Source organism: Streptomyces sp. NPDC046716 (assembly GCF_040645755.1).
GTDB lineage: Bacteria > Actinomycetota > Actinomycetes > Streptomycetales > Streptomycetaceae > Streptomyces.
The window spans coordinates 68,355-93,783 of record NZ_JBEYYU010000012.1 but is presented as its reverse complement, the minus strand read 5'-3'; the positions used below and the strand labels follow the sequence as shown (position 1 = coordinate 93,783).

Below are 25,429 nucleotides of genomic sequence, written 5' to 3'. Positions count from 1 at the left end.
TCCGTTCGTCAAGGAGTGCACTCACGTGGCTGCCACCGACGTCCGCCCGAAGATCACGCTGGCCTGCGTGGAGTGCAAGGAGCGGAACTACATCACCAAGAAGAACCGGCGTAACAACCCGGACCGTCTTGAGATGAAGAAGCACTGCCCGCGTTGCAACGCGCACACCGCGCACCGCGAGACGCGATAAAACAGGTTCGCACACGAGGCCGTCCCCGTCAGGGGGCGGCCTCGTGTCGTTGCATCCCCAATACAGGAGGTACCGAGTCCATGGCGCTCGACCAGTCCTTCGTGGGGCGGAGCTACCCGCCCACCGCCCCGTACGAGGTCGGCCGGGAGAAGATCCGCGAGTTCGCCGAGGCCGTGGGGGACACCAATCCCGCCTACGCCGACCGCGCGGCGGCCCAGGCGCTCGGCCATCCCGACGTGATCGCCCCGCCGACCTTTGTGTTCGCCATCACGTTCAAGGCCGCGGGCGACGTCGTCCACGACCCTGAGCTCGGGCTCGACTACAGCCGGGTGGTGCACGGCGACCAGAAGTTCGCCTACACGCGGCCGGTGCGCGCCGGGGATCTACTCTCCGTGACGTCGACCATCGAGGGGATCAAGTCCCTCGCGGGCAACGACATCATCGACGTGCGCGGCGAGGTGCACGACGAGAACGGTGAGCACGTCGTGACCGCGTGGACCAAGCTGGTCTCGCGCGCCGCAGAGGGGGTCTGACCATGGCTACGGCCGTCAAGTACGCGGATGTCGAGGTCGGCACCGAGCTGCCCGGGCAGACCTTCCCGGTGACGCGCGCCGCGCTGGTGCAGTACGCCGGCGCCTCCGGCGACTTCAACCCGATCCACTGGAACGAGAAGTTCGCGGTCGAGGTCGGTCTGCCGGACGTGATCGCGCACGGCATGTTCACCATGGCCGAGGCGATCCGCGTGGTCACCGACTGGGTCGGCGACCCGGCCGCCGTCGTCGAGTACGGCGTGCGGTTCACCAAGCCGGTCGTCGTGCCGAACGACGACAAGGGCGCCGAGATCGAGGTCAGCGCCAAGGTCGCCGCCAAGCTCGACGACGACCGGGTCCGGGTCGACCTGGTCGCCATGAGCGCCGGACAGAAGGTCCTCGGGATGTCCCGAGCGGTGGTTCAGCTCGCCTGATCGCCGCCTCGTGTGTGCGGGTAAGGGGCGTTCTCCAGGGGAGGGCGCCCCTTACCCGTAGCCAAGGGGCCGCGGGGCAGGGGTTGACGTAGGTAGTGATTGGCCACTAACTTTCTCGCATGGTCAGGATGAGTGCGGAGGAGCGACGCGAGAGCGTCATCCGCGCGGCGGTCACCGAGTTCGCCCGGGGTGGGTACTACGGCACCTCGACCGAGGTGATCGCCAAGCGGGTGGGCGTCTCGCAGCCGTATCTCTTCCGGCTCTTCCCCGGCAAGCAGGCCATCTTCCTCGCCGCGGCCCGGCGCTGCTGCGAGAACGTCACCGAGGTGTTCCGCAGGACCGCCGAAGGGGTCGCGCCCGAGGAGATCGAGGAGGCCATGGGGGGCGCGTATCTGTCCCTCATCGCCGACGACCCGGACATGCTGCTCATGCAGATGCAGATCTACGTGGCCGTGGCCGCCGCCGAGGCGGCGGGTGACACGGAGTTCGGCGAAGAAGTGCGCCGCCTGTGGGCGGAGATGTACGACACGGTCCTGCTGGCCATGGGTGCGGACGTCGAGGGGACGACGAACTTCCTCGCCCAGGGAATGCTGATCAACGTCCTGGTGTCGATGGGCTTTCCGCCCGAGCACCGGGTGTGGAGCGGCTGCGGCGAAACGTCCTGACGCGGCCGAGCGCGTGATGTGGGCCGCATTTTCGTGGCCAGGAAAGTTAGTCATCAATAACTAACCAACCGGCAGAGGAACACTGGGGAAGCAATGTCACAGCAATCGGCGCAGCGCGGGGGAGCCGTCTGGGCCCTCGTCATCACCAGCGTCGCCGGATTCATGGCGGCTCTGGACAATCTCGTCGTCACCACGGCCCTGCCGTCCATCCGCCAGGACCTCGGGGGCGCCCTCGACGACCTGGAGTGGACGGTCAGCGCGTACACGCTCACCTTCGCCGTCCTGCTGATGTTCGGCGCGGCGCTCGGTGACCGCTTCGGCCGCCGGCGGCTCTTCCTGATCGGCATCACGATCTTCACCGGAGCCTCCGCCGCCGCGGCGATGTCCACCGGGATCGACGCGCTGATCGCCGCCCGCGCGGTGCAGGGCGTCGGCGGCGCGATCATGATGCCGCTCACCCTGACGCTGCTCAGCGCCGCCGTTCCGGCTGCCAAGCGCGGGATGGCGTTCGGCATCTGGGGCGCGGCGAACGGACTCGCGGTCGCCTCCGGCCCGCTCATCGGCGGCACCCTCACCGAACACGTGTCCTGGCACTGGATCTTCTGGCTCAACGTCCCGGTGGGCCTCGCCCTGCTGCCCCTCGCCCGGCTGCGCCTCAAGGAGTCGCACGGCACCGGCGCCCCGCTCGACATCACCGGCACCCTGCTCGCCAGCGGCGGTCTGTTCGGCATCGTCTACGGGCTGGTCCGCGCGCCCATCGTCGGCTGGAGCGACACCGTCGTCCTGACCGGGCTGTTCGCGGGGGCCGCCCTGCTCGTCGGGTTCGTCCTCCACGGCATCCGCGCCAAGAACCCCATGCTCCCCATGCGGCTCTTCCGCTCCCGCGCCTTCGCGGGGATCAACGCCGCGAGCATGCTGATGTTCCTCGGCATGTTCGGCTCGATCTTCCTGCTCAGCCAGTTCCTCCAGGGCGTCCTCGGCTACTCGCCCACCGAGGCGGGCCTGAGGATGCTGCCCTGGACCGGCATGCCGATGCTGGTCGCGCCGATCGCCGGATACCTCTCCGACCGGATCAGCGGCCGCACCATCGCGGCCACCGGACTGTTCCTCCAGGCGCTCGGGCTCGCCTGGTTCGCCGCCGTGATCTCCGTCGACGTCTCGTACGCGGCCCAGCTGCCGGCCCTCATCGTCAGCGGCGTCGGCATGGCCCTGTACTTCGCCCCGGCGTCCAACCTGGTCATGGCCAGCGTCCGGCCCGAGGAGCAGGGCATCGCCTCCGGCTCCAACAACGCGCTGCGCGAGGTCGGCGGCGCGCTCGGCATCGCGATCATGGCGTCGATCTTCTCGGCGCAGGGCGGCTACGACTCCGCGCCCAGCTTCGTGGACGGCATCCAGCCCGCGCTCTGGGTCGGCGCCGCCCTGGTGGCCGTCGCGGGCGCCGCCGCCCTGGCGATCCCGGGCACCCGGCGCATGGCCGACGCGGCGCCCGAGCCGGCGAAGGTCCTCGAAAACGCCTGACAGCCCCACCTCGTACGGAACCGGTACCTGACCACAGCCCCGTTCGCAGTCGAAGGAGCACGTCATGCCGACCCTGCCCTGGACCACGCCGAACCCGCCGCCCGAAGGGGCCGAGGTGCTCGTCTTCGCCTCGCGCTTCGAGACCCGCACCCTGTGGGGCGCCCTGAAGTTCTTCGCCCGTACGCCCGCCGTCTGGCGCCAGGTCGGGCGCGCCCCCGGCGCCTGCGGAGCCACCCTGAAGGCGGCGCCCCTCAAGCGCACCTTCTGGACGTTGTCCGCCTGGGAGTCGCCCGAGGCGCTGAAGGACTTCGCGGCCTCCGCGCCGCACGGGCCCGTCGCCGGGGGCCTGCGCGGACAGATGAAGGACTCCGAATTCCTCACCTGGAAGGCGCCCGCCGGCGACCTGCCGCTCGACTGGGAGGACGCCCTGAAGCGGTTCCGGTGAGATCCGGCGCGGACACGGCCCCGTCAACGCGGCGGGGCCGTTCTCGTACCCTGGAGCGCGTGCAGGAACTCCACGACGCCCCTCTCGCCCCCCTGACCACCTTCCGGCTCGGCGGGCCCGCCACCCGGCTGCTCACCGCGACCACCGACGCCGAGGTGATCGACGCCGTGCGCGAGGCCGACGCCGCCGGTACCCCGCTGCTGATCATCGGCGGCGGCAGCAACCTCGTCATCGGCGACGCGGGCTTCGCGGGCACCGCCCTGCGGATCGCCACCAAGGGCTTCGAACTCGACGGTACGAAGCTGGAGCTGGCCGCCGGCGAGGTGTGGACGGACGCCGTGCGCCGCACCGTGGAAGCCGGGCTCGCGGGCATCGAGTGCCTCGCCGGGATCCCGGGCTCCGCCGGCGCGACACCGATCCAGAACGTCGGCGCGTACGGCCAGGAGGTCTCCGCCACGATCACCGAGGTGATCGCCTACGACCGTGAGGCGGGCGAGACCGTCACCGTGCCGAACGCCGAGTGCGCGTTCTCGTACCGGCACAGCCGCTTCAAGGCCGAACCCGACCGCTATGTAGTGCTGCGGGTGCGGTTCGAGCTGGAGGACGCGGGCGGCCTGAGCGCCCCCCTCAAGTACCCCGAGACCGCCCGCACCCTCGGCGTCGAGGCCGGCGACCGGGTCCCGGCCACGACCGCGCGCGACACCGTCCTGAAGCTGCGCGCGGGCAAGGGCATGGTGCTCGACCCCGAGGACCACGACACGTGGTCGGCCGGGTCGTTCTTCACCAACCCCATCCTCACGGACGAGGAGTTCGCGGCGTTCCACGCGCGCGTGGCCGAGCGTCTGGGCCCCGACGCGAAGGCACCCGCGTTCCCGGCGGGAGAGGGGCTGACGAAGACCTCCGCTGCCTGGCTGATCGACAAGGCGGGCTTCACCAAGGGCTACGGCAGCGGCCCGGCCCGCATCTCCACCAAGCACACCCTCGCCCTCACCAACCGCGGCGAGGCCACCACCGAGGACCTGCTGACGCTGGCCCGCGAGGTCGTCGCGGGCGTCAGGGACGCCTTCGGCGTGACCCTCGTCAACGAACCGGTCACGGTCGGCGTCCGCCTCTGAGCTGCGATTCTTCATTGACCTGGTAGGGGTCCGCCCCTGATAGTGACGGCGTCGACGAGCTGATCGACACGCACATCAGGGGTGGGGACCACAGATGCAGGAGACCGGCGGGCAGTCCGTGCTGCCCGTGTACGAGCGCGCTCAGACGCTGTTGCGCGCGGGGGAGCTGCGCCAGGCGCGCACCGAGGCGCAGGCGGGCCTCGACGAGCACGGACCGCACGCGGGGCTCTACGGAGTCCTCGGCCGCGCCCACGAGGCAGAGGACGAGGACGACCACGACGCCGCCGCGGAGCGCGCCTACCGGGCCGGGCTCGACGCCTTCCCGGACGATCTGGACCTGCTGGCCGCGTACGCCGCGTTCGGCCTCGGCTGCGACGGCCTCGAACACCCGGGCCGGCAGGCCCGCGGGCGCGCGGCTGCGGAGCGGCTGGCGGAGCTGGCCCCGGACTCGCCGCAGGCGCGGCACGCCGTCCGCGCCCCCGGACCCAAGCCGCCCTCCGAGGCCCGGATCCAGCGGCATGACGCCCGTACCGTGCTGATCCCGGGCGTCGCTCCGCCAGCCGCCGCCGAGGAGGCCGCGCGGGCCGCCGCCGCATGGCCCTACGACCGGCGCCTCGCCGTGCGCGCCGCGACGCTGGCCGAGCTGGCCCGGCCGGTCGCGGCACCCGCGCGCGCGGTGCTGCGCGCCCCCGGCCTCGCGGCGCTGCTGCTGGCCGTGGCCGCCTCCGCGCTGCTGCTCACGGTGACGGCGCTGGAGCTTTCGCCGTGGCTCCTGCTCTGCGTCCTGCCGCTGACCGCCCCCGTGCGCCAGGAGCAGGCCCTGCTGCGCCGCGCGCGCCGCCGGGCGCTCGCCGCTCTGCCGGCCGAGCACCGTGAGCCCGCGCCGGGTGCTCCCGACATCCCGCCCGTGGATCCCCGGCACCGGACGGCGGCGGTCTGCGCGGCGCTGATCCTGGTGACCGCGGCGGGTGGTTCGGCCACCTGGAACTACGCGCGGAGCGTCGCGTACCCGCACTACGAGGCCGCGGCGCCCCGGACGTTCCAGGGGCTGGCGCGGCGCGAGGACAGTTCCGCGCTCGACGTCTACGCCGCGCTGATGGCCGACGACACGATGCCCAGGCCGGTCGAACGATTCCTCGCCGCCTATGGGGACGAGGAAGCCCAGAAGCCCGCTGTGCTCCTGTTCGGATTCACGGGCGATCTGCACGATGTCGAGCCCGGGGACGTCACCGGCGTCTTCCGCGAGGGCATCGAGATGATCGGCTCGCAGGTGGCCGACGCGTGGCACCCGGCGCCGGGACGCCTCGGCGGCCGCGTCGACTGCCTGACCTTCCGGTCGTTCCTCGGGGGCCCTCCGCAGGGCGCCTGCACCTGGGCCGACCACGGCTCCTACGGAACGGTCCTGGTCGGCGCCGACGGCATGAGCCACGCCGACATCGCGCGCGTCGCCGCCGAGCTGCGCGAACAGACCCTGACGCCGGGGCACGCCGACGAGGCGTAGTCCTCAATAGGCCACCCCGACGCCCTGTTTGACGGTCGCCGGGTCCTGCACCATCGCCAGCATCGCGTGCGCCACGTCCGCGCGCCCCGCGAAGCGGCCCGCGCGCGGGAAGCCGCCCACGACGGTGCGGTAGGCGCCGGTGACCGGCTTGTTCTGGAGCCGGGGCGGCCGCACCGAGGTCCAGTCCGTCGCGCTGCGCGCCAACTCGGCCTCCATGGCCGTCAGATCGGCGTAGACGTCCTTGAGCAGCGCCCCGACGACCTTGCGGCCGAGCCGGTCGGCGAACGGCGAGTCGTCGGGCATCGGACCGACCGGTCCCGCGCTGACCACCAGCAGCCGGCGCGTGCCTTCCGCCTCCATGGCCCGCAGGACCGACCGCGTGAGCGTCGTCGCGATGCCCGCGTCCGCGCGCCGGCGGGCGCCGAGCCCGGAGAGGACCGCGTCCCGGCCCGCGACCGCGGGCCGCAGCGCCTCGGGGTCCGACAGATCGGCCCGGACGACCTCCAGCCTCTCCCCGGTCACGGTGAGGCGCGCCGGATCGCGCACCACCGCCGTCACCTCGTGCCCGGCCGCCAGGGCCTGCCGGACGATCTCCTGTCCGATGCCGCCGGTGGCACCGAAAACCGTGAGCTTCATGGCCTGCCTCCCGCAGGGTGGGTGAGTACTCACTCACCATCACTCACCCTTAGAGTGAGTGAGTACTCACCCCCGCGTCAAGGTTGGTTGGAACCCGCATGGACCAGAAGCCGGCCCGCGTCCGCATCGTCGAAGCGGCCCACGAACTCATGCTGAGCATCGGCCTCGCCCGCACCACCACCAAGGAGATCGCCCGGGCGGCGGGGTGCTCCGAAGCCGCGCTCTACAAGTACTTCCCGAACAAGGAGGAGCTGTTCGTGACGGTGCTGAACGAGCGCCTCCCGAAGCTGGGTTCGCTCCTGGGCCGCCTCCTCGCCGACGGCGCGGGGAACCCCGGCCGCACGGTCGAGGAGAACCTCAGGGACATCGCCCACGAAGCGGCGCTCTTCTACGAGCAGACGTTCCCGATGGCCGCGTCCCTGTACGCGGAGCCCCGGCTCAAGCGCCGCCACGAAGAGGTGATGCGCGAACTGGGCACAGGACCGCACCGGCCCATCCAGGGACTCGACGCCTACTTGCGGGCCGAACAGAAGGCGGGCCGCATCGGCGCGGACGCCGACACGTACGCGGCCGCGTCCCTCCTCCTGGGCGCCTGCGCGCAGCGCGCCTTCGCCTACGACATGTCCCCGGACGGCAAACCGCAGCCCGTCGACGACTTCGCCGCGCGCATCGCGCACACGGTGCTCACCGGGATCGGCTGACCCGGGTCAGCCGGCCAGCCACTCCTCGACGCCGCCCAGGAGCTTCTCCTTGACCTCCGGGGGCGCCGCCGAGCCGCGCACCGACTGCCGCGCCAGTTCGGCCAGTTCGGCGTCGGTGAAGCCGTGGTGGCGGCGCACCAGCTCGTACTGGTCGGCGAGGCGCGAGCCGAACAGCAGCGGGTCGTCGGCGCCGAGGGCCATCGCCACCCCGGCGTCGTAGAGCGTGCGCAGCGGCACGTCCGACGGCTTCTCGTAGACACCGAGCGCGACGTTCGACGCCGGGCACACCTCGCAGGTGACACCGGACTCGGCGAGCCGCCGCAGCAGCCGCGGGTCCTCGGCCGCCCGCACCCCGTGCCCGATCCGGTGGGCCTCCAGGTCGTCCAGGCAGTCCCGCACGGACGACGGCCCCGTGAGCTCGCCACCGTGCGGCGCGGACAGCAGCCCGCCCTCGCGCGCGATGGCGAATGCCCGGTCGAAGTCCCGCGCCATCCCGCGCCGTTCGTCGTTGGAGAGCCCGAAGCCGACGATGCCCCGGTCCGCGTACCGCACCGCGAGCCGCGCCAGCGTCCGGGCGTCCAGCGGGTGCTTCATCCGGTTCGCGGCCACCAGCACGCGCATCCCGAGCCCGGTCTCGCGCGAGGCGCTGTCCACGGCGTCCAGGATGATCTCCAGCGCGGGGATCAGCCCGCCCAGTCTGGGCGCGTACGAGGTCGGGTCGACCTGGATCTCCAGCCACCCCGACCCGTCGGCGATGTCCTCCTCGGCGGCCTCCCGCACCAGCCGCTGGATGTCCTCGGGCTCCCGCAGGCAGGACCGCGCCGCGTCGTAGAGCCGCTGGAACCGGAACCAGCCGCGCTCGTCCGTGGCCCGCAGCTTCGGCGGTTCCGCCCCGGTCAGCGCCTCGGGCAGCCGCACCCCGTACTTGTCCGCGAGGTCGAGCAGGGTCGTGGGCCGCATCGACCCGGTGAAATGCAGATGCAGATGGGCCTTGGGCAACTGACGTACATCACGTCCTTCACGCTCCATCCCAAGATCCTGCCGTACGTACCTGTAGTACCGGTAGCGCCTTTCCACCTTCGGGGTCTCGCCCGAACGAAGAAACGGGCCGCCTCCTCGGAAAGGAGACGGCCCGCCGGCAGGGATGTGGCTCAGTCCTGGGCCTCGGCCAGCAGCTTCTGCATCCGGGAGACGCCCTCGACGAGGTCCTCGTCACCCAGCGCGTACGAAAGCCGCAGGTAGCCCGGCGTACCGAAGGCCTCGCCCGGAACCACGGCGACCTCGGCCTCCTCCAGGATGAGCGCGGCCAGCTCGACCGAGGTCTGCGGGCGCTTGCCGCGGATCTCCTTGCCGAGCAGCTCCTTCACCGACGGGTACGCGTAGAAGGCACCCTCCGGCTCCGGGCAGAGCACGCCGTCGATCTCGTTGAGCATCCGCACGATCGTCTGGCGGCGCCGGTCGAAGGCCTTCTTCATCTCCTCGACGGCGGTCAGGTCGCCGGAGACGGCGGCGAGCGCGGCCGCCTGCGCCACGTTGGACACGTTCGACGTGGCGTGCGACTGCAGGTTCGTCGCGGCCTTCACGACGTCCTTCGGGCCGATGATCCACCCCACGCGCCAGCCGGTCATCGCGTACGTCTTCGCCACACCGTTGACCACGATGCACTTGTCGCGCAGCTCGGGCAGGATCGCGGGCAGCGAGGTGAACTTCGCGTCCCCGTAGACGAGGTGCTCGTAGATCTCGTCCGTCATGACCCACAGACCGTGCTCCACGGCCCAGCGGCCGATCGCCTCGGCGTCGGCCTCGCTGTACACGGCGCCCGTCGGGTTCGACGGCGACACGAAGAGCACGACCTTGGTGCGCTCGGTGCGCGCGGCCTCCAGCTGCTCGACGGAGACGCGGTATCCGGTCGTCTCGTCGGCCACGACCTCCACCGGCACGCCGCCCGCGAGACGGATCGACTCCGGGTACGTCGTCCAGTACGGGGCCGGGACGATGACCTCGTCGCCCGGGTCGAGGATCGCGGCGAACGCCTCGTAGATGGCCTGCTTGCCGCCGTTGGTCACCAGGATCTGCGAGGCGTCCACCTCGTAGCCGGAGTCGCGCAGCGTCTTCGCGGCGATCGCCGACTTCAGCTCGGGCAGCCCGCCGGCCGGCGTGTAGCGGTGGAACTTCGGGTTCTTGCAGGCCTCGATGGCCGCCTCGACCACGTAGTCCGGCGTCGGGAAGTCGGGTTCACCGGCGCCGAAGCCGATCACCGGACGCCCGGCGGCCTTGAGGGCCTTGGCCTTGGCGTCGACCGCGAGGGTCGCGGACTCGGAGATCGAGCCGACACGGGCGGAGACCCGACGCTCGGTAGGGGAGGAACCACCAGCGGAAGAAGAAGGAGTTGCAGCGCTCATAACCCCATCGTTCCAGACCGGAAACCCGCCCGGCACACGGGTTTCCAAGACCACCGGATCCAGCGTTGATCAACTTCCCGTCCTTGTTCGTTCGACGGAGGGCCGCGGAGCACGTACACTCACTGCTCGTTGGCCTTCACCGGCCGCACTTTCCGACCGCACTCCGTGCGGCTCGGCGGATGCGGTACGTTGGGGGAAACAAAGGGTCGTAGCTCAATTGGTAGAGCACTGGTCTCCAAAACCAGCGGTTGGGGGTTCAAGTCCCTCCGGCCCTGCTACACACTCCTTCGCCAGGATGTGTGCGCATGTACGTACTGCATTGCACAGCCGTGCGGCTCAACCGGGCGCGGCACGGCCACGACCCGGAATCAGGTGAGGACGAGTGACGGACGCCGTGGGCTCCATCGACATGCCTGATGCTGAGGATGAAGCGCCCGAGTCCAAGAAGGCGCGGAAAAAGGGCGGCAAGCGCGGCAAGAAGGGCCCCTTCGGCCGTCTCGCGCTCTTCTACCGCCAGATCATCGCCGAGCTCCGCAAGGTCGTCTGGCCGACGCGCAGTCAGCTCTCGACGTACACGACCGTGGTGATCGTCTTCGTCGTCGTCATGATCGGTCTCGTCACCGTGATTGACTATGGGTTCAGCCACCTCGTCAAGTACGTCTTCGGCTGATCCGAAATGCGGAGGGCGCCTCTTCGGCGCCCCTTTCGCGTGTTCCACCCCCTTGTATCCAGGAAGAAGCAGCCACCGTGTCTGACCCGAACCTGAACGACGCCGTCGAGCCGCGCGCGGACGACGCGGAGTCCGTGGAGGACCAGCTCGACATCGTCGAGGCGGCGGACGCCGAGGACCCGGACCAGGCCGAGGCTGCCGACATCGCCGCCGGTGAGCCCGCCGAAGAGGCCGCCCTCGAGGTGGAGGCCGCCGACGCGGACGACACCGAGACGGACGAGGCCGCCGAGGACGCCGACGAAGAGCCCGAGGAGGAGCAGGAGCCGGTCGACCCGGTGACCGCTCTCCGCGACGAGCTGCGTGGCCTGCCCGGCGAGTGGTACGTCATCCACACCTACGCGGGCTACGAGAAGCGCGTGAAGGCCAACCTCGAGCAGCGTGCCGTCTCGCTGAACGTCGAGGAGTTCATCTACCAGGCCGAGGTCCCCGAAGAGGAAATCGTCCAGATCAAGAACGGCGAGCGCAAGAACGTCCGGCAGAACAAGCTGCCCGGTTACGTTCTCGTCCGCATGGATCTGACGAACGAGTCCTGGGGCGTCGTCCGCAACACCCCCGGCGTCACCGGCTTCGTGGGCAACGCGTACGACCCGTACCCGCTGACCCTGGACGAGATCGTCAAGATGCTCGCCCCGGAGGCCGAGGAGAAGGCCGCCCGTGAGGCCGCCGAGGCCGAGGGCAAGCCGGCTCCGGCCCGCAAGGTCACCGTCGAGGTCCTGGACTTCGAGGTGGGCGACTCGGTCACCGTCACCGACGGCCCGTTCGCCACGCTCCAGGCCACGATCAACGAGATCAACGCCGACTCGAAGAAGGTCAAGGGCCTCGTCGAGATCTTCGGCCGCGAGACCCCGGTCGAGCTGAGCTTCGACCAGATCCAGAAGAACTAGCTCTTACCAGCAGCTTCTGGGCACACCGCTTCCGAACAGGTCAGATGGGCTCGCAAAAGCCTGTCTGACCTGCTCGGTTTTTAGCCGCGCATGGATACCCGTTATCGTTGTGCGGTATGCCTCCATCCGGATGATCTGGACGATCATCGTTCACGGGTGGCGGCTGAACACTCTCACTAAGACCCGGAGAGAGAGCACATGCCTCCCAAGAAGAAGAAGGTCACGGGGCTCATCAAGCTCCAGATCCAGGCCGGCGCTGCCAACCCGGCCCCGCCGGTCGGCCCCGCGCTGGGCCAGCACGGCGTCAACATCATGGAGTTCTGCAAGGCCTACAACGCCGCGACCGAGTCGCAGCGTGGCTGGGTCATCCCGGTGGAGATCACGGTTTACGAGGACCGCTCGTTCACCTTCATCACCAAGACCCCGCCGGCCGCGAAGATGATCCTCAAGGCCGCTGGTGTCGAGAAGGGCTCCGGCGAGCCCCACAAGACCAAGGTCGCCAAGATCACCGAGGCGCAGGTCCGCGAGATCGCCACCACCAAGATGGCCGACCTCAACGCCAACGACCTGGACGCCGCGTCGAAGATCATCGCCGGCACCGCCCGCTCCATGGGCATCACGGTCGAGGGCTGACGACACCCGTCGTAGCCCCTCGTAGGCAGAACACCGTGGTAGGGCCTGCTCGGCCCACACCACGACTCCTCAGACACACACAGGAGCAGTAGTGAGCAAGCGCAGCAAGACTCTCCGCGCTGCGGACGCCAAGATCGACCGGGACAAGTTCTACGCCCCGCTCGAGGCGATCCGTCTCGCCAAGGAGACCTCCGCGACGAAGTTCGACGGCACCGTCGAGGTCGCCTTCCGCCTGGGCGTTGACCCGCGCAAGGCCGACCAGATGGTCCGTGGCACCGTGAACCTTCCGCACGGCACCGGCAAGACCGCCCGGGTCCTGGTCTTCGCGACCGGTGACCGTGCTGCGGCCGCGGAGGCCGCCGGCGCCGACATCGTCGGCTCCGACGAGCTCATCGACGAGATCTCCAAGGGCCAGCGCCTGAACGAGTTCGACGCCGTTGTCGCCACCCCGGACCTCATGGGCAAGGTCGGCCGCCTCGGCCGCGTGCTCGGTCCCCGTGGCCTGATGCCGAACCCGAAGACCGGCACCGTGACCCCGGACGTGGCCAAGGCCGTGAACGAGATCAAGGGCGGCAAGATCGAGTTCCGCGTCGACAAGCACTCGAACCTGCACTTCATCATCGGCAAGGTGTCCTTCGACGACACCAAGCTGGTGGAGAACTACGGCGCGGCCCTCGACGAGATCCTTCGTCTGAAGCCGTCCGCCGCCAAGGGTCGCTACATCAAGAAGGCCGCCATCGCCACCACGATGGGCCCCGGCGTTCCCGTCGACCCGAACCGCACCCGGAACCTCCTCGTCGAGGAGGACCCGGCCGCGGTCTGAGTCACCCAGTGACTCGCTGAAGTCGGCTACGGGCCCCGCACCTTTCGAGGTGCGGGGCCCGTTCCTGTTTTCCGGCCCGCCCACGGGCGGGCTGCGCTAGCGTCGCGGTGATCGACCCGGGGGAGCGGATGAGGCACGGACGACTGGTGGTGCTGGCCACCGTGGGCGCACTGCTCGCGGGCTGCGGCGGCGAGCGGCACTCCGGTGCGGACGCGGCGGCCGGGGCGCTGCACACGGCCCGCCAGGCGGTCACCGCGGCCGGCTCGGCCCGCGTCGACGCGACGATGCGCACCGGCGGCACCCTCTCCTCCCGCTCCACCGGTGCCCTCAGCTGGACCGGCGGCGTGCGGGGCACCGTGCAGGTGCGGGTCACCGGCGGCGAGCTGGCCGCCTCCACGAGGAAGCTGGGCGGCGATCCGTCGCAGACCCGCTACCTGCCCGACGCGTACTACACGCGGATGACGGACACGTTCGCCGCCGAGCAGGGCGGCAGGCACTGGATCCGGCACCCGTACGACACGACCAGCGACCTCACCCCGGCCGACGCCCTGAAGACGCTCGGCGCGGCCGACGACGTCCACCGGGTGGGACGGGCGACCGTGCGCGGGACCGCGACCACCCACTACCGGGGGACCGCCGGCAAGCAGCGCCTCGAGGTGTGGCTCGACGCCCGGCACCTGCTGGTCCAACGCGCCTACCGCGAGGGCGAGTTCACCGTCACCGTCCACTACAGCGACTACGGCGCCCCCGCCGCGGCCGAGCGGCCGCCCGCCCACGACACCGTCGCCTTCGCCGACGTGGCGGCGGGCGGCTGAAACCGGACGCGTGTCCGATGCGTCCCCTAGGGTGCGATGAGTACTCGTGTTTCAAGGGGTGGTTTCGAGATGTCTGTTGTCGTACGACGCACGGTCGGCGCCGCCGCCGCGACCGCACTGCTCTGCGCGGGAGCCGTGGCGTGCGGTGGGTCCGGCGCGAGCGACACGAACGGTACGAAGTCCGCGGCCGTCGATTCCGGGGCCACGCGGGCGCTCACGGCCGCGTACAAGAAGACCGCTGAGGCCAGGTCGGCCAAGGTCGCGATGACGATGAAGACGCCGTCGACGCTCGGCGGCGGCACCATGAAGTTCTCCGGCACCATGGGCTGGAACCCGTCCGTCATGGATATGACCATGAAGGGCTCCGGCTTCGGCTCCGGCGCGGCGGACATGCCCAGCACCGTCCGCATGATCATGCAGGACGGCGCCATGTACGTGGACGGGGGCGCGGCCGCCGCCCGGAAGACGGACGGCAAGCGCTGGATGAAGCTGGATCTGGCCGTCCTCGGCAAGCAGAGCGGCGGCTTCGGCAGCCTGGACCAGGACCCGGCGCAGCAGATCGCCGTCCTCCTCGACTCGCCCAACCTGAAGCACCTCGGCTCCGCCACCGTCGACGGCGAGCGGACCGAGCACTACAAGGGCACGCTCACGGTCGAGGAGATGTTGAACTCGAACGACTCGCTGAAGGCTCTCGGCGCGGACGAGCGCAGCCGCTTCCTGAAGAACGTCGAGAAGGCCGGCATCAAGGACTACGACACCGAGCTGTGGGTGAACGAGGACGACCTGCCGGTCCGGATGGACGTCACGATGGGTACCTCCCAGGGGGCCGTCGAGATGTCGGAGACGTTCTCCGACTACGGGGCCGCGGTCCACGTCGACGTCCCGCCCGCCGGTCAGACCTACGACCTCATGGACTCGCTGGGCAAGCTCGGAAAGCTCGGCAAGGGGACCCTTCAGGGCTGATTTGCTTGATTCCGTGCCGGTCCCGTATTCTTCCACAGAAGCCAAAGACCGCTGGTCGTCGCTGTGTTCTCGCAAGAGGGTGCGGTGGCCGAAGGATCCGCTGAGACTGCGGACGACCCGCGCAGGTGATTGAGGAAGTACTCCCGTACGAATCCGTTCGTACCGGTCGAGCTCACGCCCCAAGCGCCTGCGCTGGGGCGTTTTGTTTTGTCGGCCCCTTCTGAGCGGTCCTCATCACCCGGAAGGAGGCCGACGCTCTATGCCGACGCCCGACAAGGCTGCCGCGGTAGCCGAGCTCACGGACAAGTTCCGCAGCTCGAACGCCGCCGTGCTGACCGAGTACCGGGGTCTCACCGTGGCCCAGCTCAAGCAGCTGCGCCGTTCGCTCGGTGAGAACTCCGAGTACGCCGTGGTGAAGAACACGCTGACCAAGATCGCGGCCAACGCGGCCGGGATCGACACGCTCGACGACCTGTTCAACGGTCCGACGGCGGTTGCCTTCGTCACCGGTGACCCGGTGGAGTCGGCGAAGGGTCTTCGTGACTTCGCCAAGGACAACCCCAACCTCGTCATCAAGGGCGGTGTCCTTGACGGCAAGGCGCTGTCCGCCGACGAGATCAAGAAGCTCGCGGACCTCGAGTCCCGCGAGGTTCTGCTCAGCAAGCTGGCCGGTGCGTTCAAGGGCAAGCAGTCCCAGGCTGCTCAGCTCTTCCAGGCGCTCCCGTCGAAGTTCGTCCGCACCGCGGAGGCGCTTCGGGTCAAGCAGGCCGAGCAGGGCGGTGCCGAGTAATTCGGCTCGCACCTTGACCGCCGCCTGAGGCGACGGTCGAAGCGGGCCGACAGTACGCCCGCCTACATGGACAACCGGCACCAGCCGATTTAGTGGAAGGATCGCCCATCATGGCGAAGCTCAGCCAGGAAGACCTGCTCGCCCAGTTCGAGGAGATGACCCTCATCGAGCTCTCCGAGTTCGTGAAGGCCTTCGAGGAGAAGTTCGACGTCACCGCCGCCGCGGCCGTCGCCGTCGCCGGCCCCGCCGGTGCCGCTGCCCCGGCCGAGGCCGAGGCCGAGCAGGACGAGTTCGACGTCATCCTCACGGGTGCCGGCGAGAAGAAGATCCAGGTCATCAAGGTCGTGCGCGAGCTCACCTCCCTGGGCCTCAAGGAGGCCAAGGACCTCGTCGACGGCACCCCGAAGCCGGTCCTCGAGAAGGTCGCCAAGGACGCCGCGGAGAAGGCCGCCGAGGCCCTCAAGGGCGCCGGCGCCTCCGTCGAGGTCAAGTAAGACCTCTGCGAGTCTGCTGACTCCTCTCCGGTGAAACTGCTCCCTCGGGAGCTGTAACACCGAGGTACCGAAGGGCGATCACCCAGTTGGGTGGTCGCCCTTCGGCGTTGTCTGGCACGCAGGCCGAGGGTGCCTTGCACTGTCGGTCGCGCGGAGTATGGTGATCTTCGTTGTGCCTGGCGCCACCCCTGTTCGGCCAAGAGGGGGCCTTGACGAACAGCACGCAGCGCGCAATTCTCAGGACGCGTCGTCACAACAGGATCCGGTTCCGAGGCATGGATCGACGGCGAAGAGGGCAGTAAGGATGTGCGCTCCGCGTACAGGGCATGCCGCACACAGTGAACGGTTGAGAACAACGAGGGTGTCTAAAAACCCGCACTGGACATCAGTGGGCCTTCTGGCTACACTGTCCCTTTGCGCTGCCTGTTAGCTGCTCCCTGCCCGTCACCAGGGGCATGCCCTCGCTTGAGCACAGTGGACTGATTCGGCCCTGACCAGGGCTTATCTTCCCTCTGCATGGCTTGGGACCGGTACGCGCGTAGTGAGTCCGAGCCCTCGGAAGGACCCCCTCTTGGCCGCCTCGCGCAACGCCTCGACCGCGAATACGAACAATGGCGCAAGCACCGCCCCGCTGCGCATCTCCTTTGCAAAGATCAAGGAGCCCCTCGAGGTTCCGAACCTGCTCGCGCTGCAGACCGAGAGCTTTGACTGGCTGCTCGGCAACACCGCCTGGCAGAGTCGGGTCGAGGCGGCTCTGGAGTCGGGTCAGGACGTCCCCACCAAGTCCGGTCTGGAGGAGATCTTCGAGGAGATCTCTCCGATCGAGGACTTCTCCGGGTCGATGTCGCTGACCTTCCGCGACCACCGTTTCGAGCCGCCGAAGAACAGCATCGACGAGTGCAAGGAGCGCGACTTCACGTTCGGCGCTCCGCTCTTCGTGACGGCCGAGTTCACCAACAACGAGACCGGCGAGATCAAGTCCCAGACGGTCTTCATGGGCGACTTCCCGCTCATGACCAACAAGGGCACCTTCGTCATCAACGGCACCGAGCGTGTCGTGGTGTCGCAGCTCGTCCGCTCGCCGGGTGTCTACTTCGACTCCTCCATCGACAAGACGTCCGACAAGGACATCTTCTCCGCCAAGATCATCCCGTCCCGGGGTGCCTGGCTGGAGATGGAGATCGACAAGCGCGACATGGTCGGTGTGCGCATCGACCGCAAGCGCAAGCAGTCCGTCACCGTCCTGCTCAAGGCTCTCGGTTGGACGACCGAGCAGATCCTCGAGGAGTTCGGCGAGTACGAGTCCATGCGCGCCACCCTGGAGAAGGACCACACCCAGGGCCAGGACGACGCGCTGCTCGACATCTACCGCAAGCTGCGCCCGGGCGAGCCGCCCACGCGTGAGGCTGCTCAGACGCTGCTCGAGAACCTCTACTTCAACCCGAAGCGCTACGACCTCGCGAAGGTCGGCCGCTACAAGGTGAACAAGAAGCTCGGCGCGGACGAGCCGCTGGACGCCGGCGTGCTCACCACCGACGACGTCATCGCCACCATCAAGTACCTGGTGAAGCTGCACGCCGGTGAGACCGAGACGGTCGCCGAGTCGGGCCGCGAGATCATCGTCGAGACCGACGACATCGACCACTTCGGCAACCGCCGTATCCGTAACGTCGGTGAGCTGATCCAGAACCAGGTCCGTACGGGTCTCGCCCGTATGGAGCGCGTCGTGCGCGAGCGCATGACGACCCAGGACGTCGAGGCGATCACCCCGCAGACCCTGATCAACATCCGCCCCGTGGTGGCGTCGATCAAGGAGTTCTTCGGTACGTCGCAGCTGTCCCAGTTCATGGACCAGAACAACCCGCTGTCGGGGCTGACGCACAAGCGTCGTCTGAACGCCCTGGGCCCGGGTGGTCTCTCCCGTGAGCGGGCCGGCTTCGAGGTCCGAGACGTGCACCCGTCGCACTACGGCCGCATGTGCCCGATCGAGACCCCCGAAGGCCCGAACATCGGTCTGATCGGTTCGCTCGCCTCGTACGGACGGATCAACCCGTTCGGCTTCATCGAGACGCCGTACCGCAAGGTCGTCGAGGGTGTCGTCTCCGACGACGTCGACTACCTGACCGCCGATGAAGAGGACCGCTTCGTCATCGCGCAGGCCAACGCGCCGCTGAACGACGAGTTCCAGTTCGTCGAGAACCGCGTGCTGGTCCGCCGTCGTGGCGGAGAGGTCGACTACGTGCCGGGCACGGACGTCGACTACATGGACGTCTCGCCGCGCCAGATGGTGTCGGTCGCGACCGCCATGATCCCGTTCCTCGAGCACGACGACGCCAACCGTGCCCTCATGGGCGCGAACATGATGCGTCAGGCCGTGCCGCTGATTAAGTCCGAGGCGCCGCTCGTCGGCACCGGCATGGAGTACCGCTGCGCCACCGACGCCGGCGACGTGCTCAAGGCCGAGAAGGACGGTGTGGTCCAGGAGGTCTCCGCGGACTACATCACCATCACCAACGACGACGGCACGTACACCACGTACCGCCTGTCGAAGTTCTCCCGCTCCAACCAGGGCACTTCTGTCAACCAGAAGGTCGTCGTGGACGAGGGCGCGCGGATCATCGCCGGTCAGGTCCTGGCCGACGGTCCCGCGACCGAAGAGGGCGAGATGGCCCTCGGCAAGAACCTGCTCGTGGCGTTCATGCCCTGGGAGGGTCACAACTACGAGGACGCGATCATCCTGTCGCAGCGCCTCGTGCAGGACGACGTCCTCTCCTCGATCCACATCGAGGAGCACGAGGTCGACGCCCGTGACACCAAGCTGGGCCCGGAGGAGATCACCCGGGACATCCCGAACGTCTCCGAGGAGGTCCTCGCCGACCTCGACGAGCGCGGCATCATCCGCATCGGTGCGGACGTCGTCGCCGGCGACATCCTCGTCGGCAAGGTCACGCCCAAGGGTGAGACCGAGCTGACGCCGGAGGAGCGCCTGCTGCGCGCCATCTTCGGTGAGAAGGCCCGTGAGGTCCGTGACACCTCGCTGAAGGTGCCGCACGGCGAGATCGGCAAGGTCATCGGCGTCCGCGTCTTCGACCGTGAAGAGGGCGACGAGCTGCCGCCGGGCGTGAACCAGCTGGTTCGGGTCTACGTGGCGCAGAAGCGCAAGATCACGGACGGTGACAAGCTCGCCGGCCGCCACGGCAACAAGGGTGTTATCTCGAAGATCCTTCCGATCGAGGACATGCCGTTCCTCGAGGACGGAACTCCGGTCGACATCATCCTGAACCCGCTGGGTGTGCCGTCCCGAATGAACCCGGGACAGGTCCTGGAGATCCACCTCGGCTGGCTCGCCAGCCAGGGCTGGGACGTCTCCAACCTCGGCGACGAGTGGGCCCAGCGCCTCCAGGCGATCGGTGCCGACCGCGTCGAGCCGCGTACCAACGTCGCGACCCCGGTCTTCGACGGTGCGCGCGAGGACGAGCTCGCGGGTCTGCTGGAGCACACCATCCCGAACCGCGACGGCGACCGCATGGTCCTCCCGTCCGGCAAGGCGCGGATGTTCGACGGCCGCTCCGGTGAGCCGTTCCCGGACCCGATCTCCATCGGGTACATGTACATCCTCAAGCTGCACCACCTGGTCGACGACAAGCTGCACGCCCGTTCGACCGGTCCGTACTCGATGATCACCCAGCAGCCGCTGGGTGGTAAGGCTCAGTTCGGTGGCCAGCGCTTCGGTGAGATGGAGGTGTGGGCGCTGGAGGCGTACGGCGCCGCTTACGCCCTCCAGGAGCTGCTGACGATCAAGTCCGACGACGTCACCGGCCGCGTGAAGGTCTACGAGGCCATCGTCAAGGGCGAGAACATCCCCGAGCCCGGCATTCCCGAGTCCTTCAAGGTGCTCATCAAGGAAATGCAGTCCCTGTGCCTCAACGTGGAGGTGCTGTCCTCGGACGGCATGTCCATCGAGATGCGCGACACCGACGAGGACGTCTTCCGCGCAGCGGAGGAGCTCGGCATCGACCTGTCCCGGCGCGAGCCGAGCAGCGTCGAAGAGGTCTGACGGGAGTCCGGTGCGGGGGCTCAGGGATGAGCCCCCGCACCGACCCCGCGACCCCCGTTTCAGACCACAGACTTACAACCCTGAGAGGGATTGACGCATAGTGCTCGACGTCAACTTCTTCGATGAGCTCCGGATCGGTCTGGCCACCGCTGACGACATCCGTCAGTGGAGCCACGGCGAGGTCAAGAAGCCCGAGACCATCAACTACCGCACCCTCAAGCCGGAAAAGGACGGGCTCTTCTGCGAGAAGATCTTCGGTCCGACCCGGGACTGGGAGTGCTACTGCGGCAAGTACAAGCGCGTCCGCTTCAAGGGCATCATCTGCGAGCGCTGCGGCGTCGAGGTCACTCGCGCCAAGGTGCGTCGTGAGCGGATGGGCCACATCGAGCTGGCCGCTCCCGTCACCCACATCTGGTACTTCAAGGGCGTCCCGTCGCGCCTTGGCTACCTGCTCGACCTCGCCCCGAAGGACCTCGAGAAGGTCATCTACTTCGCCGCGTACATGATCACGTACGTGGACGAGGAGCGCCGTACCCGCGACCTGCCCTCCCTCGAGGCGCACGTCCAGGTCGAGCGTCAGCAGGTCGAGAACCGCCGCGACTCCGACCTGGAGGCCCGCGCCAAGAAGCTCGAGACCGACCTGGCCGAGCTCGAGGCCGAGGGTGCCAAGGCCGACGTGCGCCGCAAGGTGCGCGAAGGTGCCGAGCGCGAGATGAAGCAGCTGCGCGACCGCGCCCAGCGCGAGATCGACCGTCTCGACGAGGTGTGGAACCGCTTCAAGAACCTCAAGGTCCAGGACCTCGAGGGCGACGAGCTGCTCTACCGCGAGCTGCGTGACCGCTTCGGCACGTACTTCGACGGCTCGATGGGTGCCGCTGCCCTGCAGAAGCGCCTGGAGACCTTCGACCTCGACGAGGAGGCCGAGCGCCTCCGCGAGATCATCCGCACCGGCAAGGGCCAGAAGAAGACCCGTGCGCTCAAGCGCCTCAAGGTCGTCTCCGCGTTCCTGCAGACCAGCAACAGCCCCAAGGGCATGGTGCTCGACTGCGTGCCGGTCATCCCGCCGGACCTGCGTCCGATGGTGCAGCTGGACGGTGGCCGCTTCGCGACCTCCGACCTGAACGACCTGTACCGCCGCGTGATCAACCGCAACAACCGCCTGAAGCGCCTTCTCGACCTCGGTGCGCCCGAGATCATCGTGAACAACGAGAAGCGCATGCTCCAGGAGGCCGTGGACGCCCTCTTCGACAACGGTCGTCGTGGTCGCCCGGTGACCGGTCCCGGCAACCGCCCGCTGAAGTCCCTGAGCGACATGCTCAAGGGCAAGCAGGGTCGTTTCCGTCAGAACCTTCTCGGCAAGCGTGTGGACTACTCCGCGCGTTCCGTGATCGTCGTCGGTCCCCAGCTGAAGCTGCACCAGTGCGGTCTGCCGAAGGCCATGGCGCTGGAGCTCTTCAAGCCGTTCGTGATGAAGCGCCTGGTCGACCTGAACCACGCGCAGAACATCAAGAGCGCCAAGCGCATGGTGGAGCGCGGCCGCACGGTCGTGTACGACGTCCTCGAAGAGGTCATCGCCGAGCACCCGGTTCTGCTGAACCGTGCTCCCACCCTGCACCGCCTCGGCATCCAGGCCTTCGAGCCGCAGCTGGTCGAGGGCAAGGCCATCCAGATCCACCCGCTCGTCTGCACCGCGTTCAACGCGGACTTCGACGGTGACCAGATGGCCGTGCACCTGCCGCTCTCCGCGGAGGCGCAGGCCGAGGCCCGCATCCTGATGCTGTCCTCGAACAACATCCTCAAGCCCGCCGACGGCCGTCCGGTGACGATGCCGACCCAGGACATGGTCCTCGGTCTGTTCTTCCTCACCACCGACGGTGAGCTCCGTGACACCAAGGGCGAGGGCCGCGCGTTCGGCTCCGTCGCCGAGGCGATCATGGCGTTCGACGCCGGCGAGCTGGCCCTGCAGTCGGCCGTCGACATCCGCTTCCCGGTGGGCACCATCCCGCCGCGCGGCTGGACCCCGCCGGTGGCCGAGGAGGGCGAGCCCGAGTACCAGGCGGGCGACAGCTTCCGCCTGCGTACGACCCTGGGCCGCGCGCTCTTCAACGAGCTGCTGCCCGAGGACTACCCGTTCGTCGACTACTCGGTGGGCAAGAAGCAGCTCTCCGAGATCGTCAACGACCTGGCCGAGCGCTACCCCAAGGTCATCGTGGCGGCGACGCTCGACAACCTGAAGGCGTCCGGCTTCTTCTGGGCGACCCGCTCCGGTGTCACCGTGGCCATCTCCGACGTCGTCGTTCCCGAGGCGAAGAAGGAGATCGTCGCCGGGTACGAGGCGCAGGACGAGAAGGTCCAGAAGCAGTACGAGCGCGGTCTCATCACGAAGGAAGAGCGCACTCAGGAGCTCATCGCGATCTGGACCAAGGCGACCAACGAGGTCGCCGAGGCGATGAACGCGAACTTCCCGAAGACCAACCCCATCTTCATGATGGTTGACTCGGGTGCCCGAGGAAACATGATGCAGATGCGTCAGATCGCCGGTATGCGTGGTCTGGTGTCGAACGCCAAGAACGAGACGATCCCGCGTCCGATCAAGGCCTCGTTCCGCGAGGGCCTGTCGGTGCTGGAGTACTTCATCTCGACGCACGGTGCTCGTAAGGGTCTGGCGGACACCGCTCTGCGTACCGCCGACTCGGGTTACCTCACCCGTCGTCTGGTCGACGTCTCCCAGGACGTCATCATTCGCGAGGAGGACTGCGGCACCGACCGTGGTCTCAAGCTGGCCATCGCCACGCGTGGCGAGGACGGCGTCCTGCGCAAGGCCGACGACGTCGAGACCAGCGTGTACGCCCGCATGCTCGCCGAGGACATCGTCGTCGACGGCAAGGTCATCGCGCCGGCCAACGTCGACCTCGGTGACGTGCTCATCGACGCCCTCGTCGCCCACGGCGTCGAGATCGTCAAGACCCGCTCGGTGCTCACCTGTGAGTCCGCGGTCGGCACCTGTGCCTTCTGCTACGGCCGCTCGCTGGCCACCGGCAAGCTGGTCGACATCGGTGAGGCGGTCGGCATCATCGCCGCCCAGTCCATCGGTGAGCCCGGTACCCAGCTGACGATGCGTACCTTCCACACCGGTGGTGTGGCCGGTGACGACATCACCCAGGGTCTGCCCCGTGTCGTCGAGCTCTTCGAGGCTCGTACGCCGAAGGGTGTCGCCCCGATCTCCGAGGCCGCGGGCCGTGTCCGCATCGAGGAGACCGAGAAGACCAAGAAGCTCGTCGTCACCCCGGACGACGGCAGCGACGAGACGCCGTTCCCGATCTCGAAGCGTGCCCGTCTGCTCGTGGGCGAGGGCGACCACGTCGAGGTCGGCCAGAAGCTGACCGTGGGTGCCACCAACCCGCACGACGTGCTGCGCATCCTGGGTCAGCGTGCCGTCCAGGTCCACCTGGTCGGCGAGGTCCAGAAGGTCTACAACTCGCAGGGTGTGTCGATCCACGACAAGCACATCGAGATCATCATCCGGCAGATGCTGCGCCGTGTGACGATCATCGAGTCCGGCGACGCGGAGCTGCTGCCGGGCGAGCTCGTCGAGCGCTCGAAGTTCGAGACCGAGAACCGTCGTGTGGTCACCGAGGGCGGTCACCCCGCCTCCGGCCGTCCGCAGCTGATGGGTATCACCAAGGCCTCGCTGGCGACGGAGTCCTGGCTGTCGGCCGCCTCCTTCCAGGAGACGACCCGAGTCCTGACGGATGCGGCGATCAACGCCAAGTCCGACAGCCTCATCGGCCTCAAGGAGAACGTCATCATCGGTAAGCTCATCCCGGCCGGTACGGGTCTGTCCCGCTACCGCAACATCCGGGTGGAGCCCACCGAGGAGGCCAAGGCCGCGATGTACTCGGCCGTCGGCTACGACGACATCGACTACTCGCCGTTCGGCACCGGCTCCGGCCAGGCCGTTCCGCTGGAGGACTACGACTACGGTCCGTACAACCAGTAAGCGAGTCGCTTGAGTTGAAGGGCGGTCACCCCACCGGGGTGGCCGCCCTTCGGCATGTCCGCGGCTACAGGTACGGCCTGAGCCGGTGCAACCGGGTCGGGTAGTCGGGGTGCGTGGCCAGCAGCCGCTTCAGGAACCCCGGCTCGTCGTGGCTGTGCACGGCCGCGGCCTTGGCGTTGTGTCCGGCCGTTCGACCGGCCTGGTGCATGGTCTCCAGGACCATGGCGAGCTCACGTGCGAAGCCGAGTGCGGCGGCGTGCTGGTCCGCACGGAGTTCTGCTCTGCGGCCCACGGCGGCGATGAGATACGGCGTGGCCAGCAGGAGCAGCGGCAATCCGTACAGTCGCTCCAGCGTGGTGAGGGCGATGAAGCCGAGTACGGCCAGCAGCAGAACAGTGGCTGACAAGGAGCTTCGTCGCGACCATGCCACGGCCAGCGTCAGCAGGAAGCGGATCAGCCGCCAGGCCCATCGGCCGGGTAACGCGTACCACTCGCCCAGCAGCGACGACCAGACGTGGCCACCGGTGTGATGACCCAGTTCATGGGCGAGCACCGCGGCCAGCTGCGAGGTCGGCAGATGGTCCAGCGTGTACCGGGTGACGCCGACGATGTGGCCGGCGGCCGCGTAGGCGTTGAGGTCGTTGCTGTCCTCGATCCAGAGTTCGTACGTCCGGCTGTCGACGCCTGCGCGGGCGGTCACTTCGCGCCAGACCGGGGCGAGCCGCTCGTGATCCGCCGGCAGGGGGCGGTGCAGCCGCAGGAGATGGCGTGCCATGAAGTTCTCGGTGGGGCGATGGAAGACCAGCGCGCCCGAGAGGAACCAGACCACGGGCGGTATCCAGAGCGGCACGCCCAGCCACGCGTCCAGCCCACTGGAGATCAACAGCACCACCAGAAGACTCGTGACGGTGCCGGGGAGCTGGAGCAGCAGGTGTCCCAGGGCCGTGGCATCCAGTCCGCGCGCGTGCGCGGAGAAGTGCAGCCGGCCTGTCCGGTGCCGGTACTCCAGGTCATCGGTCGGCGAGGGATGCGGGTCTGCGGCGGGGGTCGGTTCCTCCGGCGGCTGTGCGGGGTCGTGAGGCTGGGACATGGTCGGTCTCCGG

23 protein-coding genes and 1 tRNA gene are annotated in these 25,429 nt (G+C 68.7%); 20 read left to right on the top strand and 4 right to left on the bottom strand.

Translation table 11 applies throughout. From position 1 onward, the window contains the following. Positions 1-25 precede the first annotated feature (25 nt). From rpmG to ABZ930_RS12190, 8 genes are all read left to right on the top strand, one after another. Positions 26-190, top strand: coding sequence for a 50S ribosomal protein L33 (gene rpmG, locus ABZ930_RS12225; protein ID WP_003948671.1), 165 nt, complete (start codon positions 26-28; stop codon positions 188-190). 80 nt (positions 191-270) lie between these two features. Next, the gene (locus ABZ930_RS12220; RefSeq protein ID WP_361545560.1) at positions 271-723 is read left to right on the top strand and encodes a MaoC family dehydratase N-terminal domain-containing protein; all 453 of its coding nucleotides are present in this window, start codon (positions 271-273) and stop codon (positions 721-723) included. 2 nt (positions 724-725) lie between these two features. Beyond that, positions 726-1,154, top strand: a complete 429-nt coding sequence (locus tag ABZ930_RS12215; protein ID WP_361545557.1) for a MaoC family dehydratase — start codon at positions 726-728, stop codon at positions 1,152-1,154. 119 nt (positions 1,155-1,273) lie between these two features. Then, on the top strand, positions 1,274-1,819 hold the full coding sequence (locus ABZ930_RS12210; RefSeq protein ID WP_361545554.1) for a TetR/AcrR family transcriptional regulator: 546 nt from the start codon (positions 1,274-1,276) through the stop codon (positions 1,817-1,819). 93 nt (positions 1,820-1,912) lie between these two features. Beyond that, positions 1,913-3,337 (top strand): DHA2 family efflux MFS transporter permease subunit, encoded by a 1,425-nt coding sequence (locus ABZ930_RS12205; RefSeq protein ID WP_361545551.1) that lies wholly within the window; start codon positions 1,913-1,915, stop codon positions 3,335-3,337. Positions 3,338-3,401: 64 nt separating this feature from the next. Next, entirely contained in the window at positions 3,402-3,782 is a 381-nt protein-coding gene (locus tag ABZ930_RS12200; protein ID WP_361545548.1) for a DUF3291 domain-containing protein, read from the top strand. A gap of 50 nt (positions 3,783-3,832) precedes the next feature. Next, positions 3,833-4,897: a UDP-N-acetylmuramate dehydrogenase gene (locus ABZ930_RS12195; RefSeq protein ID WP_361545716.1), complete on the top strand. Its 1,065-nt coding sequence runs from the start codon at positions 3,833-3,835 to the stop codon at positions 4,895-4,897. Between the two features lie 94 nt (positions 4,898-4,991). Next, positions 4,992-6,398: a hypothetical protein gene (locus ABZ930_RS12190; RefSeq protein WP_361545545.1), complete on the top strand. Its 1,407-nt coding sequence runs from the start codon at positions 4,992-4,994 to the stop codon at positions 6,396-6,398. Between the two features lie 3 nt (positions 6,399-6,401). On the opposite strand, the gene ABZ930_RS12185 is transcribed toward ABZ930_RS12190, so the two are convergent. Further along, positions 6,402-7,034 carry an NAD(P)H-binding protein gene (locus ABZ930_RS12185; RefSeq protein ID WP_361545542.1) on the bottom strand — a complete coding sequence of 211 codons (633 nt, stop codon included), beginning with the start codon at positions 7,032-7,034 and terminating at the stop codon, positions 6,402-6,404. Between the two features lie 98 nt (positions 7,035-7,132). Between ABZ930_RS12185 and ABZ930_RS12180 the strand changes: the two genes are divergently transcribed. Then, a complete protein-coding gene (locus ABZ930_RS12180) occupies positions 7,133-7,735 on the top strand; it encodes a TetR/AcrR family transcriptional regulator (RefSeq protein ID WP_361545539.1) in 603 nt (200 codons plus the stop codon). Positions 7,736-7,741: 6 nt separating this feature from the next. Here ABZ930_RS12180 and ABZ930_RS12175 read toward each other — a convergent pair whose 3' ends face one another. Both ABZ930_RS12175 and ABZ930_RS12170 read right to left on the bottom strand, forming a co-directional pair. Continuing rightward, on the bottom strand, positions 7,742-8,764 hold the full coding sequence (locus ABZ930_RS12175; RefSeq protein ID WP_361545536.1) for an adenosine deaminase: 1,023 nt from the start codon (positions 8,762-8,764) through the stop codon (positions 7,742-7,744). A gap of 122 nt (positions 8,765-8,886) precedes the next feature. Beyond that, positions 8,887-10,137 carry a pyridoxal phosphate-dependent aminotransferase gene (locus ABZ930_RS12170; RefSeq protein WP_361545533.1) on the bottom strand — a complete coding sequence of 417 codons (1,251 nt, stop codon included), beginning with the start codon at positions 10,135-10,137 and terminating at the stop codon, positions 8,887-8,889. 202 nt (positions 10,138-10,339) lie between these two features. Between ABZ930_RS12170 and ABZ930_RS12165 the strand changes: the two genes are divergently transcribed. The 11 genes from ABZ930_RS12165 to ABZ930_RS12115 all read left to right on the top strand — a co-directional run bounded on the left by ABZ930_RS12165 (position 10,340) and on the right by ABZ930_RS12115 (position 24,326). Further along, positions 10,340-10,412: transfer RNA gene (locus ABZ930_RS12165), tRNA-Trp, on the top strand. Positions 10,413-10,519: 107 nt separating this feature from the next. Then, positions 10,520-10,807 carry a preprotein translocase subunit SecE gene (gene secE / locus ABZ930_RS12160; RefSeq protein ID WP_361545531.1) on the top strand — a complete coding sequence of 96 codons (288 nt, stop codon included), beginning with the start codon at positions 10,520-10,522 and terminating at the stop codon, positions 10,805-10,807. Positions 10,808-10,884: 77 nt separating this feature from the next. Next, positions 10,885-11,751 (top strand): transcription termination/antitermination protein NusG, encoded by an 867-nt coding sequence (gene nusG, locus ABZ930_RS12155; RefSeq protein ID WP_361545528.1) that lies wholly within the window; start codon positions 10,885-10,887, stop codon positions 11,749-11,751. A gap of 198 nt (positions 11,752-11,949) precedes the next feature. Further along, positions 11,950-12,384 carry a 50S ribosomal protein L11 gene (gene rplK, locus ABZ930_RS12150; protein WP_353944171.1) on the top strand — a complete coding sequence of 145 codons (435 nt, stop codon included), beginning with the start codon at positions 11,950-11,952 and terminating at the stop codon, positions 12,382-12,384. Positions 12,385-12,475: 91 nt separating this feature from the next. Further along, entirely contained in the window at positions 12,476-13,207 is a 732-nt protein-coding gene (rplA, locus tag ABZ930_RS12145) for a 50S ribosomal protein L1 (protein WP_111663831.1), read from the top strand. A gap of 128 nt (positions 13,208-13,335) precedes the next feature. Continuing rightward, the gene (locus ABZ930_RS12140) at positions 13,336-14,022 is read left to right on the top strand and encodes a hypothetical protein (RefSeq protein WP_361545524.1); all 687 of its coding nucleotides are present in this window, start codon (positions 13,336-13,338) and stop codon (positions 14,020-14,022) included. Positions 14,023-14,091: 69 nt separating this feature from the next. Further along, positions 14,092-14,985, top strand: a complete 894-nt coding sequence (locus ABZ930_RS12135) for a hypothetical protein (RefSeq protein WP_361545521.1) — start codon at positions 14,092-14,094, stop codon at positions 14,983-14,985. 259 nt (positions 14,986-15,244) lie between these two features. Then, complete coding sequence (gene rplJ / locus ABZ930_RS12130) at positions 15,245-15,775, top strand: 50S ribosomal protein L10 (RefSeq protein WP_353944175.1); 531 nt, start codon at positions 15,245-15,247, stop codon at positions 15,773-15,775. Between the two features lie 110 nt (positions 15,776-15,885). Further along, positions 15,886-16,269 (top strand): 50S ribosomal protein L7/L12, encoded by a 384-nt coding sequence (rplL, locus tag ABZ930_RS12125; RefSeq protein WP_018528337.1) that lies wholly within the window; start codon positions 15,886-15,888, stop codon positions 16,267-16,269. Positions 16,270-16,840: 571 nt separating this feature from the next. Then, positions 16,841-20,326, top strand: coding sequence for a DNA-directed RNA polymerase subunit beta (gene rpoB, locus ABZ930_RS12120; RefSeq protein WP_361545517.1), 3,486 nt, complete (start codon positions 16,841-16,843; stop codon positions 20,324-20,326). A 100-nt stretch (positions 20,327-20,426) separates the two neighbouring features. Beyond that, a complete protein-coding gene (locus tag ABZ930_RS12115; protein ID WP_361545514.1) occupies positions 20,427-24,326 on the top strand; it encodes a DNA-directed RNA polymerase subunit beta' in 3,900 nt (1,299 codons plus the stop codon). 64 nt (positions 24,327-24,390) lie between these two features. On the opposite strand, the gene ABZ930_RS12110 is transcribed toward ABZ930_RS12115, so the two are convergent. After that, entirely contained in the window at positions 24,391-25,416 is a 1,026-nt protein-coding gene (locus ABZ930_RS12110) for a M48 family metalloprotease (protein ID WP_361545511.1), read from the bottom strand. Positions 25,417-25,429 lie beyond the last annotated feature (13 nt).

Excerpts from the sequence above, each read along its gene's own strand:
- ABZ930_RS12220 (WP_361545560.1), top strand. The coding sequence starts at position 271 with ATGGCGCTCGACCAGTCCTTCGTGGGGCGGAGCTACCCGCCCACCGCC.
- ABZ930_RS12215 (WP_361545557.1), top strand. The coding sequence starts at position 726 with ATGGCTACGGCCGTCAAGTACGCGGATGTCGAGGTCGGCACCGAGCTG.
- ABZ930_RS12210 (WP_361545554.1), top strand. The coding sequence starts at position 1,274 with ATGGTCAGGATGAGTGCGGAGGAGCGACGCGAGAGCGTCATCCGCGCG.
- ABZ930_RS12205 (WP_361545551.1), top strand. The coding sequence starts at position 1,913 with ATGTCACAGCAATCGGCGCAGCGCGGGGGAGCCGTCTGGGCCCTCGTC.
- ABZ930_RS12200 (WP_361545548.1), top strand. The coding sequence starts at position 3,402 with ATGCCGACCCTGCCCTGGACCACGCCGAACCCGCCGCCCGAAGGGGCC.
- ABZ930_RS12190 (WP_361545545.1), top strand. The coding sequence starts at position 4,992 with ATGCAGGAGACCGGCGGGCAGTCCGTGCTGCCCGTGTACGAGCGCGCT.
- ABZ930_RS12185 (WP_361545542.1), bottom strand. The coding sequence starts at position 7,034 with ATGAAGCTCACGGTTTTCGGTGCCACCGGCGGCATCGGACAGGAGATC.
- ABZ930_RS12180 (WP_361545539.1), top strand. The coding sequence starts at position 7,133 with ATGGACCAGAAGCCGGCCCGCGTCCGCATCGTCGAAGCGGCCCACGAA.
- ABZ930_RS12175 (WP_361545536.1), bottom strand. The coding sequence starts at position 8,764 with ATGGAGCGTGAAGGACGTGATGTACGTCAGTTGCCCAAGGCCCATCTG.
- ABZ930_RS12170 (WP_361545533.1), bottom strand. The coding sequence starts at position 10,137 with ATGAGCGCTGCAACTCCTTCTTCTTCCGCTGGTGGTTCCTCCCCTACC.
- rplK (WP_353944171.1), top strand. The coding sequence starts at position 11,950 with ATGCCTCCCAAGAAGAAGAAGGTCACGGGGCTCATCAAGCTCCAGATC.
- ABZ930_RS12140 (WP_361545524.1), top strand. The coding sequence starts at position 13,336 with ATGAGGCACGGACGACTGGTGGTGCTGGCCACCGTGGGCGCACTGCTC.
- ABZ930_RS12135 (WP_361545521.1), top strand. The coding sequence starts at position 14,092 with ATGTCTGTTGTCGTACGACGCACGGTCGGCGCCGCCGCCGCGACCGCA.
- rplJ (WP_353944175.1), top strand. The coding sequence starts at position 15,245 with ATGCCGACGCCCGACAAGGCTGCCGCGGTAGCCGAGCTCACGGACAAG.
- rplL (WP_018528337.1), top strand. The coding sequence starts at position 15,886 with ATGGCGAAGCTCAGCCAGGAAGACCTGCTCGCCCAGTTCGAGGAGATG.
- ABZ930_RS12110 (WP_361545511.1), bottom strand. The coding sequence starts at position 25,416 with ATGTCCCAGCCTCACGACCCCGCACAGCCGCCGGAGGAACCGACCCCC.